This is a genomic window from Thermodesulfobacteriota bacterium, assembly GCA_034189135.1.
GTDB lineage: Bacteria > Desulfobacterota > Desulfobacteria > Desulfobacterales > JAUWMJ01 > JAUWMJ01.
Window position 1 is genome coordinate 1 of record JAXHVO010000082.1, and the last position, 12,738, is coordinate 12,738.

General features: G+C 43.0%; 10 protein-coding genes. 7 read left to right on the forward strand and 3 right to left on the reverse strand.

Features of this window, described 5'->3' with window-relative positions; translation table 11 throughout:
* A partial coding sequence (locus SWH54_12255; protein ID MDY6792030.1) for a hypothetical protein occupies positions 1-218 on the reverse strand: 218 nt, incomplete at its 3' end.
* Between the two features lie 332 nt (positions 219-550).
* A complete protein-coding gene (locus tag SWH54_12260; protein MDY6792031.1) occupies positions 551-1,795 on the reverse strand; it encodes a nucleoside transporter C-terminal domain-containing protein in 1,245 nt (414 codons plus the stop codon).
* Positions 1,796-2,268: 473 nt separating this feature from the next.
* Here SWH54_12260 and SWH54_12265 point away from each other — a divergent pair, with 473 nt between their 5' ends.
* Positions 2,269-3,135, forward strand: a complete 867-nt coding sequence (locus SWH54_12265) for an alpha/beta fold hydrolase (protein ID MDY6792032.1) — start codon at positions 2,269-2,271, stop codon at positions 3,133-3,135.
* A 60-nt stretch (positions 3,136-3,195) separates the two neighbouring features.
* Positions 3,196-3,372, forward strand: coding sequence for a hypothetical protein (locus tag SWH54_12270; protein MDY6792033.1), 177 nt, complete (start codon positions 3,196-3,198; stop codon positions 3,370-3,372).
* A gap of 116 nt (positions 3,373-3,488) precedes the next feature.
* On the opposite strand, the gene SWH54_12275 is transcribed toward SWH54_12270, so the two are convergent.
* Positions 3,489-5,117, reverse strand: a complete 1,629-nt coding sequence (locus SWH54_12275) for a chemotaxis protein CheX (GenBank protein ID MDY6792034.1) — start codon at positions 5,115-5,117, stop codon at positions 3,489-3,491.
* Positions 5,118-5,558: 441 nt separating this feature from the next.
* Between SWH54_12275 and SWH54_12280 the strand changes: the two genes are divergently transcribed.
* The 5 genes from SWH54_12280 to SWH54_12300 all read left to right on the forward strand — a co-directional run bounded on the left by SWH54_12280 (position 5,559) and on the right by SWH54_12300 (position 12,629).
* A complete protein-coding gene (locus SWH54_12280) occupies positions 5,559-6,080 on the forward strand; it encodes a PilZ domain-containing protein (protein ID MDY6792035.1) in 522 nt (173 codons plus the stop codon).
* A gap of 168 nt (positions 6,081-6,248) precedes the next feature.
* Positions 6,249-6,695, forward strand: a complete 447-nt coding sequence (locus SWH54_12285; protein ID MDY6792036.1) for a carboxypeptidase-like regulatory domain-containing protein — start codon at positions 6,249-6,251, stop codon at positions 6,693-6,695.
* A gap of 132 nt (positions 6,696-6,827) precedes the next feature.
* A complete protein-coding gene (locus SWH54_12290; protein MDY6792037.1) occupies positions 6,828-9,563 on the forward strand; it encodes a PEGA domain-containing protein in 2,736 nt (911 codons plus the stop codon).
* A gap of 14 nt (positions 9,564-9,577) precedes the next feature.
* A complete protein-coding gene (locus tag SWH54_12295) occupies positions 9,578-11,113 on the forward strand; it encodes a DPP IV N-terminal domain-containing protein (protein ID MDY6792038.1) in 1,536 nt (511 codons plus the stop codon).
* Between the two features lie 34 nt (positions 11,114-11,147).
* On the forward strand, positions 11,148-12,629 hold the full coding sequence (locus SWH54_12300) for a tetratricopeptide repeat protein (protein MDY6792039.1): 1,482 nt from the start codon (positions 11,148-11,150) through the stop codon (positions 12,627-12,629).
* The last annotated feature ends 109 nt before the right edge of the window (positions 12,630-12,738 follow it).

The window sequence follows — 12,738 nt, forward strand, 5'->3', positions numbered from 1 at the left end:
CAGCCGCCACGAATGATACCGGACAACTGCGGTTTGTTTCTTTGGGAAATGATAGGTTCACGCTGGTCCTGTACCCCTACAGAAATGATGTCCGTACCGGAAAATTTAAAATCAGGGGCAGCTTGTGTCACGGTATATTTCTGGTTGACAGCACAGCTTGTGGTGATAAGAGCGACTCCAATCAATAAAAACAACAAATTTCCTCCAATTTTGCGCATTACAATCTCCCTTCTACTTTGTTAAAAACCGTTACCATTATAAATAAAAAAAGCTTAATACTCACAATTTCTGTTGGTGTCAAGTCAATGGTGTAAAATTCATATATGGGAAATCGGGTCGGGTTTTGGGCCGAGATTAAAATTAACATTTAAAGAGCGATTGGTGAGATTCTCTGGGTGATAAAATCAAAATATGAACTCTTATTGTCTCATCTCAATAAACTGCAAAAACCAGAATTGCATTCTCATACCCCCATTTCTCAATTTGAAAAAGGAATAAATTTATCATATAATAAATATTTTCTGGACAGATATATCTTTTAAAACAAGCTTTATCCACCGATAATCCCCACCACTGCGCCCGTCATGCAGGTGGCAAGAGTTCCGGCAATAATGGATTTAAAACCAAGGGCAACGATTTCATCCCGTCTTTCCGGTGCCATGGTTCCCATACCTCCGATCATGATGCCAAGGCTTCCGGGATTGGCAAAACCACACATGGCGTAGGTCATGATAATTTTACTATGTGGACTTAATGCCCCTTCAGCAAGACGACTCATGTCGAGATAAGCAATGAATTCATTGAGAATGGTTTTGGTTCCCATTAGTGAACCGGCCGTTGCAGCCTCCTGCCAGGGAACACCCATAAGCCAGACGACCGGAGCCATCAGTATCCCCAGAATTCTTTGGAGGGTTAGGGATTTTCCTCCTATTTGAGGAAAAAGACCAAGTATCAGATTGACAAGATGCACCAGGGCGACAAGTACCACCAGCATAGCGATAATATTGATCAGGAGCTGCACCCCCTGAATGGTTCCCTTGGTGATGGCATCCATGGAACTTGATGCCTTTTCTGGGGAAATCATCTCGCCGGAGGTCAATTTTTCTGTTTCGGGAATCATGATTTTAGAAATGGTCACAGCCGCAGGAACGCTTATTATTGAGGCGGTCAGAATGTGACCCATGACACCCGGGATATTGTCTCCCAGGATACTGGCATACAGAACCATGACCGTTCCGGCGATGGTTGCCATTCCGGTCGTCATCAGGGTGAAAAGCTCGCTTCTGGTCATAAATTGGAGATATGGACGTATGAAAAGGGGCGATTCCACCATTCCCACAAATATATTTGCTGAAACACCCAGTCCCTCCGCTCCTCCCAGGCTCATTGTTTTTTGCAGACACCATGAAAAGCCCTTTACCACTAGGGGAAGGATTTTCCAGTAAAATAAAAGAGCGGACAAAGCACTCATTAATAAAATAAGTGGCAAAGCTCTAAATGCCAGTATAAAGCCGGCCCCGGGAAATTTTTCGTCAAAAGGCAGCGTCGCCCCGCCAAGGTAACCGAAAACCATGGATGTTCCTGCCGCAGTTGACTCCTCAAGGGCAAGAACCAGACGGTTTAGAAACAGAAAAAAATCCCTGAATAGAGGAAGTTTTAACAGCACAACTCCCACCACAAGCTGCATGACAATACCGATACATACAACTTTTAAACTGACTTTACTGCGGCGTTCACTTATAAGCCAAGCCAAAGCAGTAAAAGCCATAAATCCTGCGATGCTTTGAAGTGTCATAAAACCTCTGGGTAAATGTTCCCTAATGCAGATTTAAAGTTTCAAGATTGACGGCTGGGTAATAAAAATTATTTTCACTGAACTCGCAAAACGCAGATAGAATATATCGTTTTATTAAATCGTTATCTCTACAATCTCGATGCGGTGTATAAGAAATTCATTTTTCCCGAATCCGTCAGCAGATGGTTGCCATAATATAAGCCGGTGTGCCATAAAAATCAATAACAGATGCTTGTACCTTTTTTTACCTGAGTTTTTTCGCTTGTCAATTCCGGTTAATCGTATTTTACCATGAAAAGGGGTACCCAAAAACATTCAAAACGGATTGTGTTAAAAAGTGTAAATTTGTGTATTGATGAAAAATAAATTGATTTTTGTATTTTTATTAACTTAACCATGGTATAAGGACATTCAGCAGACTTCAATGTTTTCAATGACTTAGAAATCGATAAAATTCAATCGGAAATAACAACGTGGAAATAGCAACTTTAAGAAAAAAACTGATTGCAGCTTGCGGTTTAACGGTAGAACCAAAAACAGTGAAAGCCGGCAACATTAACACCTTTTATCTTTCAGCCGGAGAAGGTGAACCGCTTGTTTTGCTTCACGGTGCAGGTGGGGGTGCGGTCTTATGGGGGCCGGTTATTAATTTGCTTTCCAAACATTTTCATGTGATTGCCCCTGATATTGTCGGTTACGGTGAGTCCGATAAGCCGGACGCACCGTACGACAAAAACTTTTTTTCCACCTGGTTTTGCCGTTTTTGCGATTCGTTAAATATGGAAAAAATAAACCTGCTGGGAAATTCTCAGGGAGGTGCTATTTCAATTCGATTTGCTTATGAAAATCCTGCCAGGGTTAATAAACTGATACTGGTTGGCAGCGCAGGGTTGGCAAGATGGGGTATCTCCCCTGCTGCAGTGTTCAACATGGTAGCTGCCAATATATTTCCCACCAGACGAACCGTTCAAAAGATAGTTAAATATCTGGTGTATAAAACAGATTACTTTCCTTACCATGAGGGGATTGACTATCTTGTTGAGGTTATTCGGTCTTCGGGGGGAAAATTTCCCTTTCTAAACGGCAAAGGAAGAACGGTTGCGCCATTTTCTTCAGCTGAACTTCGCCAAATTACAAACCCTACCCTGATCATATGGGGAGCGAAAGATCGAATTTTACCCCTGAGTCATGGCAAAAAAGGATATGAAAAATTACCCGATGCCCAGCTGAGAATCATTCATGATGCCGGCCATACGCCTTTTATCGACGCTCCTGAAGAATTCAATAGTATTGTCCTTCATTTTATAACCACCCGCTACCAAGCCGGCAAAAAAGACTAAAGTTTTTATTTTTTATGTCGATGTAGTAGATGATAGCGATAATAACACGGAGGCATTGAAATGGAGGTTAGTCAAATTGCGGTTTCTACCGCCGCTGTTGCAGCAGTGGTAAACGAGTTGCAAGCCATAACTGAAGCACAAATGGCGATAATGAAAAGCCTTGCCGAGAGTCAGATCCAGATGTCTGAAATGCTCAGGGCTGCAGGAATAGGCCAAAACATCAACGTTAGCGCATAACCAAACAAGCAAAAATGAAAAACTTTCTGCAGAGGCTGCGTTTTTAGTGGTTTTACATGGTTATGATAGCGAATACCGGTTGCTGGACACCATAACAAGGTTTGATTTGACGTGAGCTATAGCAGGCCCTTGATTCGATCCATGCTTCTGGTAATTTTTGTGATGCGAATCCCATATTTTTCGTTTTTAACCAGTACGATCCCCTTGGCAATTAAAGTATTGTTTGCCAGTATATCAACCGATTCACCTTCAAGAGTGGACAGGGAAACAGCAGAACCAGGACCGATTTCCAGTAACTCATGTATGGGTATCTTGGTACGGCCCAACTCCACAGTTATTTCCAAAGGAATATCAAGAATGACGTCCAGATTAACAATCCCGTCCGTTTTCTTTGCCTGCCCGTTTTCGTTTGCACTGTTTTCATCATTACCCGCAGCTTTGGATTCTGAGCGCTCTGTGGTTTTGCCGACTTCATTTTTAATGGCAACACTTGCGGTTTTCATATCATCAGATTTGTCAGCCGGCCCCTGGGAGACAATATTGGATGAGGCAGCTGATTGATCAACAGCTCCGGTGGATTCTGCATCGACACTTAGAGCTTTTTTCGGCTCCGCTGTTTCAGCGGCCTTGCCATCCACAGCTTCAGGTGATTTTGGCTCCTTATCCTTTGGGGTATCTCCTTCATCGACAGAATAATGGATATCTTTTTCAGGTCGGAGTTCCGGCCGAAGTATATCGGAAGTTTTTATACCGACTTCCACAAAAATGTCATGCTCATTCGATTTGAAAGCAAACCTCTCGTAGGTGGTCATATTAAGAGACTCAATTTTAAAATCGTTTCCTTTTGTAATTGAAGGGGTTGAGAGTTCACAGATTATGCCGATATCCCGGTAAGATCCCTTCAGGTTCCCCCCTATAATATTACTGATCTCAGCAATAAAATCGTTAATTTCCTCCTGTCCTTCAAGTTCTGTAATTTCCATACCCAACATGGACGCAGTCATCAAACGGGCGAACTCGTCACTGACCTGAAAGTTGATAATTCCCGTTATATCTCCGGCAAAATTCACTGAACCCACATTGCGAATCCCTTCAACACTTTCTTTAGACACTGTTTCCGCTCGTTTAACATCCATGGAAAGCATGGTTTTAAAAATATCCGTTACCGAACCGGTAATTTTGTCTTTAACATTGATGGCTTTAAATTTTTTCGGATCTATGGGTGGGCGTTTTGTTTTTCCCGCAGATGTTTTTAAGTCGGAATCGGCTTTGCCCTGTTTGACCACCCCTTCAACGATAATCGGATGCCCCTGGCTGAGAAAAACCAGCCTTTCATATTGGTCCATATTCAAAGACTGCATGGTGAAATCGCTTCCTGTAGTAATGGAAGGCGTAGTAAGCTTGCAGTATAAACCAATATCCGTATAAGTTGACTTCAGCTTGCCCCCTATAATATTACTCAGTTCTGCAAGTAAATCTTTGATTTCCTCATCACCTTCAACTTCCTCAGGCCCTATTCCTTGCATGGATCCGGTCATGAGGCGGGCAAAATCATGGCTCACCTGGATGGCCACGATTCCAACCATTTCACCGGCGAATTTAACCATCCCCATAAAGCGATTGCCGACTAAATTTTCTGTACCGGTCTCTGAGATCTTAACTTCCAGGGAAAGCATGGTATCAAATACATCGATTACCGAATCGCTGAGAGTCGTTTTAATATCAACCGTATCCATTCCGCTCATATCGTTGCCCACATATTCCATTTTTATTAAAATCTATTGGTTGAAAATATTGGCCATTTTCTTGCTCAGTTGGAGAATAGGCTCGAGGTTTCTATTTTTACTTTAACTTAAGTGACAACGATTTATAATATTATACCGGGCAAAAAATCTCAAGACTATTTTGTTATGGGAAAAGGGCAAACGCACCTGGAAGAATAAAATCAATTTAAGAGAAGCCAATTTTTTCCACCATACAGTCTATGACCCAAATTAAATATTATGCCGGGCCCAATTAAAAAAATATTTGGTATTTTTTCCATTAACCGTCACCAATGCCAGAAATGATTTAAATGAATATATTCAGCGCTTAAGCTAATTGTCTGTTTGCCGATAAACAGCCCGCAAGTTACAATAGAATTTTTGTCTTGACATCGTATTACAAATGACATACTATGTCCCACCATGATGAAAAAAGATGTCGTTTACAGCATAAGGATGAGCCTCCTGGTTCGTGAATCCCTCAAGCGAGCGGCTCAGAAAGAGCGGCGAACGGTGGCCTCTCTCCTCGACAAAATCATCCTTGATTATCTGGAAGATGAGCGATATCTTCAGCTATCGGAAACCGGAGCTGATCGGCGTGGATTTCAGGACCGACGTGCGTTTAAGCGAAACAAGGTTGCCCTTCCCGCCACATTGGCCATTGAGGTCGGAGGAAAAACAGAGACCTTTGCATGCGTCATTCTCGATATTGCCATGGGGGGCGTATTGGTTAGTTTTCCCATAAGTTCCAAGATAAACATAAACACGGCTGAAGATCTTCCCCATTTTGAACTTTCATTTCATCTTTCTCAAATCGAAGACAAACTTCACTTTAAATGTGACACCTTGCGTATAAATAAAAAAGAGGGAGAAATTCAGATAGGCGCTGTAATAAGAGAACCTGACGAAGAAACCTTAAAGCAGTTAAAAATTTACCTTGTTTAAGCAGGACCGGAGGAAACCGTTTTTTCCCAGTTTCCATAAAAAATCCGGACGGACCCACATATGTTAGAAAATGATATTTATGTTGATAATAAAAATAATTAGTTATAACAAACAAGAATGGGGTGTAGAAATTTTTCAATATTCCTACAGGGATAGGAGGAGTGAATCATGAAATATAGGACAAATCTATTATTATTGCTATTTGTTTTAGTATTACTGGCGGCCTGCTCGGCAAAAATTTACGGCAAGGTTGAGCTGGTGAATGCCAAAATGGAGCCTTTAGAAGGTGAACACCCAAAAGGTACGGTAATAAATATGATTAATACCACTGCCAAGATGGAAAAAGCCTCTCATTCCGTGGTGGTAAATGAAGATGGGGAGTTTGAATCTGAAAAGGAAGCCATTGTTCCCGGGACTTATAAAGTTGAAGCCACCAGGATTGGGTTTGACACTGAAACGCGGACTGTAGAAATGAAAGGCAGTACGCGTGAAAAAATTAAGTTTCAGTTAAAAAAGATCCCGGAAGGCAAGCGCAGAACCATTGAGGGCGCTTCTTCTGATGCGGATAAAATTATTAATCCCGGCGAGGTGAATATCCGACCCCCCGGAATGTAAACTCAATGTTGTTTCCGAGCATTACATAGGGGAATCCTCAGACCGGAAAAGTAACAGGCCTTTTGCCTGGGTTAAGCTTATTTCGAAACCGATGGTGCGATTCGTCGGTAATGTTTTTAGGAGGTACATACCATGGTAAAGCAAATAATAAGATTAGTCATTATTCTGCTGTCGTTTTTTCTGCTTTTTGCCTGTGATATGGGGAAAAAGGCTGAATTCGAGTTGCAGGTGAATGTGACTTTGGATGGCAAGTTCGCCTCCGATGCGAAGGTTTTACTAGACGGCGACGAACTGGGAATGACAGACAATAGCGGGTATTTTTCAAAAAAGATGAAGAAACAACCCGGTTCAGAGGTTCAGGTGTCTGTTCATAAGGAAGCCCGGGGTTATAATATCGAGCCTTGGAAAGATTCTTTTGTGTTGAAACTGCCTAAGGATGGCGTCGTTGATATTTACAAGTTCAAGGCAGCGCTGAAATCTGTCAAATATTTTACCATATTTGTATCGGAAGACGGTTCTCCCATTGAGAGCGCGTCCATTCGTATAGACGGAAAATCAGGTGCAAAAACGGATGGAAACGGTGAGTATGTGTATAATTATCAGAGCCTGCCTGAAAAAGGCGTTGACCTGAAAATCAGCAAAAATGGATTTACTTCCTGGCACAGAAAGGTAAAGGCAATGCCTGGCCAAATCCTGGAGGTTGCTCTGTTAAAAAAGGAAGAAGTGAAACAACCGGTGGTGGTGGTGAAACCGGTTAAAAAGGCTCCGGTCCAAGTTGCACCGGTAGCAAAAGCAACCCCGGCAAAGGCGCCCGCCAAAACCATACCAAAGGCAAAGCCCAAACCGACAAAATCAAAAAGAATAAAATCAAAGGTGTCTGTGGTCACCCGCACATATTCCTATGGTATTTTAAAACCTGTTTCCGGTGTAATCGTACACGTTAATGGAAAGCAAATAGGAAAGACCAATGCCAAAGGCGCAATAACCTTTAATTATAGAGGCAGAATTGACAAAGAGGCTAAACTAACGCTCTCCGCGCCCGGCTATATACCTGCTAAGTGGGAAACATCGATTGCGGCAAAAGGCAAGCAAAGGATACACCGTATGTTCTATCCTGAAAAGCCAAAACCAATCAAGGTGGGTCTCTACGGGTATGTGAATAATTCACCGGAAGAAGATATGTCGGAAGTTTTAAACAGAATCGAAGAAGCCATAAGCAACAACATGTTTATATATTCAAGTTTCAGCGAGGTGCCGAAGGCCACGCTTAGAGACATGATGACACGGGCCACCCTTGATATGGAAACAGTTTCCACAAAGGGCTGGCAAAAGACCAGGCTGATTCGAACAGTCGATATGATCATCTCGGGAAGTGTAACCAGGGACGATTCCGGAACGACCATTGAAACCACGGTGAACACCGCCGATGGCAGTATCATCTTAAGTCAAATAAATAAAGTTAGAATGAAAAAGAATATTAAAAATACGGCAAAGCTGATCGTTAAAAATATTATAGACCAGTTTCCCTTTGAAGGAGTCATCGATGCCATTGAAGAAGATCGTTACCGCTTAAATCTCGGTAAACTCGACTTTAAAATCAGGCGGGGCAACGAGTTTAGTTATATGGTGGCCACTTTGAACCGTTCAGGTAAATTTACCGGTTTTCGTGAAGCAGGTGCGCTCAAGGTGAACGAGACTGAAGATGCAAATTCATGGGTCAAAATAATTGCTGTTAATGAAGGTGACCAATTACAGATCGGAGACAGGGTCGTCCGCCGCAGATATCTTGAAGAGGAAAAAGCAGCTTCAAAGGATTCCTTTACGTTACTGGCAAAAGGGGGACTGGAGCCTGGTGCGCCACCACTGTGGGGAGTGAATGTATATATTAATAATACCTGGGTGGGAACCACCCGTTCTAACGGTAAGGTGGTTGTGCCTGTTCGTCTTTTTGAGGAGCATGATATCCTGTTGTCCCGTCACGGCTATAAACCGGTTAAGGAAACCTTTAGCGTAGAAAAAAACAAAGAGGTCAAAGAATTTGCCCTTGATGTCAGCAACGCTTTATTCAAGGTCGATTCCGTTCCATCCGGAGCAGTTGTTTTTATTGATGGTGTCGAAATAGGCACCACACCGATACTGGACGGCACGCCGGTTAATTTTGGATTCCGTAAGGTGAAGCTTTCTGTGGGAGGCGAATACCGGGATTGGGAAAAAATTATGGAATTCAACAAGCCGGAGATGGATTATCTTAACGATAACAAGATCGTATTTCTAAAAGACTACATGAAAATAGGAAAAATGGCTGAACAAAGCGGAAACATTGATGCAGCCATTCTGGCCTATAAGAACACAGAAAGACAGAGCCCTGATTATTCCAGAGCTCATTGCAGGCTTGCGCAGCTTTATATGGATGAAAAGAAGGACTATGATCAATCTATCCGCGAATTTGAAAATGTGCTTTCGCTTCCGGAAAACCGGCAGATTATCTATAAGCAGTTTGCGGTGACCTATACCAACCTGGGGCATGCGTATTATGAGAAGGGCAATCAACTGGTTCAGAAAGACAGACGGGCTGCTGCCGGAAATTTTGCCAAGGCCATCGAAAAACTCAGGGTGGCAAAACAGAATATTCGGTTTTTCCCCAATCTCCAGTTTGACGAGGCGGTGCACGACACTTATTATTACAGGGCCATTTCATTTCATAAGCTTTATTTGATCACTAAAAAGAGCTCTCTTCTTCCCAAAGCCGATCGGGCATGGAAAGAATATTTTGATTTTTTCCCAAAAAATCTTGAAGGAAAAAGTGCCTTTATGAGAATTCGCAGCTCAGCAGAAAAACACCGAAGGCAGATAAAAGATTTGATTTAGGGGAGATTGGCAATTTGGTATTATTGATAAAAACCAGAATATTAATCGTTATCATTCTCGGGGGACTACTGGTTGCTACCAACGGTATATCTGCAGATGTCCCACCGGTCACACCTGGCGCAGACCAAAAAACAGAAAATGTTAGCCAGGCGGAATTAAAGGATGAAGGACAAGAACCTGGTCGGTCTACAGAAGTGGTTGAGCCAAAGTCTGTTCCCGCGCCTGAGTCCGAACCTATCCCTGAGAATTCGGAGCAACTCATTAAAGAGACCAAATCCGGGGAAGATAAACCCCGGACAGATGAACAGGGGGTGGAACCCGTAAACCATCAACAGGCAGGGGAAACCTCAGCTTCAACCGAAGCTGAGGCTGAACCTGAAAAAGACAGCCAGGCTGAGACGGCCGATGAGACAAAACCGGAGGAAGAAAAATCTCAAACAGCTAAACAGGATGCCGAGCCGGAAAAAGAAGCTTCCACAGAACCGCAAGAGCTAAAACCTCTGTATGTTCGTGAACTCATGGATATTCAAGCCGGGCATAATGATTCAAATCCGGTGTGGTCACCTTCAGGGAAAAAAATCGCATTTGAACGAAGTATAGGAGATAAAAGAGAAATTATCATTTCCGGGCTGAATGGGATTGTTTTGCAAAAAATTTACTGCAAGCTGGCTGACAAAAAAAATGAAGAAATGGAGTTTTTTTTCCCGGGCATTGCTGAAGACATCAGCTATAATTCAGGTATCAGCTGGTCGCCCGCCGAAGGGAGCTTGGTGTTTATGAGCAATGGCGGAAGCGGCAACTATGACCTGTACCATTTGCCCCAGCTTGGCAGCGAATCGACCATAAGGCTGACGGAAGATGATGAAAAAGACAGCCATCCGCAATGGTCTCCGGTAGCCGATGAGTTGATTTTTGTTTCCGGCCGTGGCGGAAAAGCGGATGTATACCTGATGAAACTTGGAACAAAGGAAACCATTCAAATAACGAACGGGGAGAAAACATATCTTTATCCCCAATGGTCGCCGGATGGCAAAAAAATAACCATGATCTACGGTTCCAATGAGAATCATGATATTTACCTGGTTGCGGATATAACAAAACCCGCCGAGACATTAAAGGCCCTTACCACATGGTCATATGATGATCTGAGACCGTCATGGTCGCCGGATGGTAAAAAAATTGCCTTTTATTCCAACTATAATTTGCAGCAAGACCCAAAGATATGGGCCCTTTTGGTGATAGCGGCAGATGGTTCCGACCCGACTGAGGGTGAAGAGCTTTATGCAAAGGTGGTTGCCACCAATGTAATCCCGGATATAGAAAGCGGCCCGGCCTGGATGCCGGACAGCAAGAGAATCATTTATGTAAAAAATGATCGGCAGTCATATAACCCGATACATATAGTTAATGTGGAAGAAAAAACCGAAGCGATTCTCAAGACGACCACCAAAATGAACCACGATGTGGTTTGTTCATCTGATGGGACCATTGCATTTCGGGCACAGGTTGAACAGTGGGATCATATTTATATTGCCATATTGCCGAACTAAAAGGAATAACGACTGCGTATTTTAAGGGGAATGTATGAAAAAAGCTGTGTTGCTTTGTATGATGATTGTATTTTTTTCAGGGGCTTGGTCTTTCGCAGGCGAACCGGTAAAAAATGGGATGAAGCTCTATAAAAAGCATCTGTATGAAGATGCGGGTAAACTGCTGTATTCATATCTGCCATCTGTCAAGCCTGGGGAGGAAAGCGCTGCCTATCTTAGCCTGGGCATGGTTTATCTTTCCAGTGCCAGATTATACAGCGAGCTCCGTCACACTTCAATATCCGTGCACCTTGACTACCTCACAAAAATTGATGCGGTTTCGGGCAAAGCGAAAAGTCGGCTGGTAAAATTATATTTAGCCCAGGCATATCTGGAGGCCGAAAAACCTGAAAAAGCGGCAGCTATCTTGCAAAAATTCATTGCAGACAAAAACATAAAACCAAAAGATAAAGCCATTGGAAAAGTCAGCCTCGGTGTTTCCTATTTTTTGCTGGGAAAACCGAAAAAAGCCAACGCAATTTGGTCTTCGGTAAAGACCAAAGACCCTGGAGTGCTGTCAGCGCTTGCCAAAGCATATTGCAAATCCGGACTCACCAAGAGAAATCCGCTGAATATATGTGATGAAGCACTCAAGACAGCGAAAAAATCAACTGGCACAGTATCCATTCAGGTGATTAAAAATGTTCTTTGGGTTTATGCCGCTACCGGAAAGGTGGAAAAGGGGCTTGATTTAATAAAGAATGCAAATTTGAAGGCATTTTCTTACGAAGAAGCCATGGCAAAAAACAAGATCATCCGTTTCTACGATCTGTCGTTGCTTAGCAGCCTTTCAATACTTTACGGAAAGGCCGGTATTAAATACCTGGAAAAAGCCTCTGCAGATGAGAAGGTCAAAGGCCCGGCTCTGTATTACCTTGGCACCGCAAATGCTTTCTTCGGGGACACTGATGAGTCCCTCAAAGTGTTTGAAATGTTTGCCTCAACAGCCAAAATGCCGGCCAGGTACAAAAATACTGCAAAGGTAATGATGGTTGAAAACCGAAACCTAAAGGGCGATCGAGCTCAGGCAGGGCGCATGCTTGGTGATATGGCGCAGGCCACAACCGACCCTTACATGCTTTCAGATATTCTGTTTGCATTCAGCCGGCTTCAGGTTGAATGCCATAAGACTGCTAAAAAAGTGTCCGTTATGGTTGAAAACGGAGAAGGAAAGGCATTTTCCAGAATGAGTTTCGCCCTTGGCAAATACTACCTGCAGAAAAAAGATTACCTAAAGGCCGCGTTCTATATGGAAGCAGGGAGAGATAAGAGCAATAAGAACAAGATCGAATATAATGATCCGGTTATGCTGGTCAGTCTCGCTGAGGCATATTACAGGACCAAGAAGTTTTCCGAAGCACTGGAAATTTATTTTGAAATAAGCAAGCAATTTCCGGCAGTGCGGCAGATACAGATTGCCATGCAGGGGGTATATTCCATGGAGCAAAAGAGTGCCGGAGATGCAAAGATTTTATAACGGTTGATTCGGTTTAGCAGAAATACTAGCGGTAACGTAGTACTTCATCGGTGGAAATTTAACGATATTGCCAAAGTCCGAATCTTGATTTGACGGGTAAATAAAAAAT

Coding starts and splice junctions, on each gene's coding strand:
- SWH54_12260 (MDY6792031.1), bottom strand. CDS start 1,795: ATGACACTTCAAAGCATCGCAGGATTTATGGCTTTTACTGCTTTGGCT.
- SWH54_12270 (MDY6792033.1), top strand. CDS start 3,196: ATGGAGGTTAGTCAAATTGCGGTTTCTACCGCCGCTGTTGCAGCAGTG.
- SWH54_12275 (MDY6792034.1), bottom strand. CDS start 5,117: ATGAGCGGAATGGATACGGTTGATATTAAAACGACTCTCAGCGATTCG.
- SWH54_12280 (MDY6792035.1), top strand. CDS start 5,559: ATGATGAAAAAAGATGTCGTTTACAGCATAAGGATGAGCCTCCTGGTT.
- SWH54_12285 (MDY6792036.1), top strand. CDS start 6,249: ATGAAATATAGGACAAATCTATTATTATTGCTATTTGTTTTAGTATTA.
- SWH54_12290 (MDY6792037.1), top strand. CDS start 6,828: ATGGTAAAGCAAATAATAAGATTAGTCATTATTCTGCTGTCGTTTTTT.
- SWH54_12300 (MDY6792039.1), top strand. CDS start 11,148: ATGAAAAAAGCTGTGTTGCTTTGTATGATGATTGTATTTTTTTCAGGG.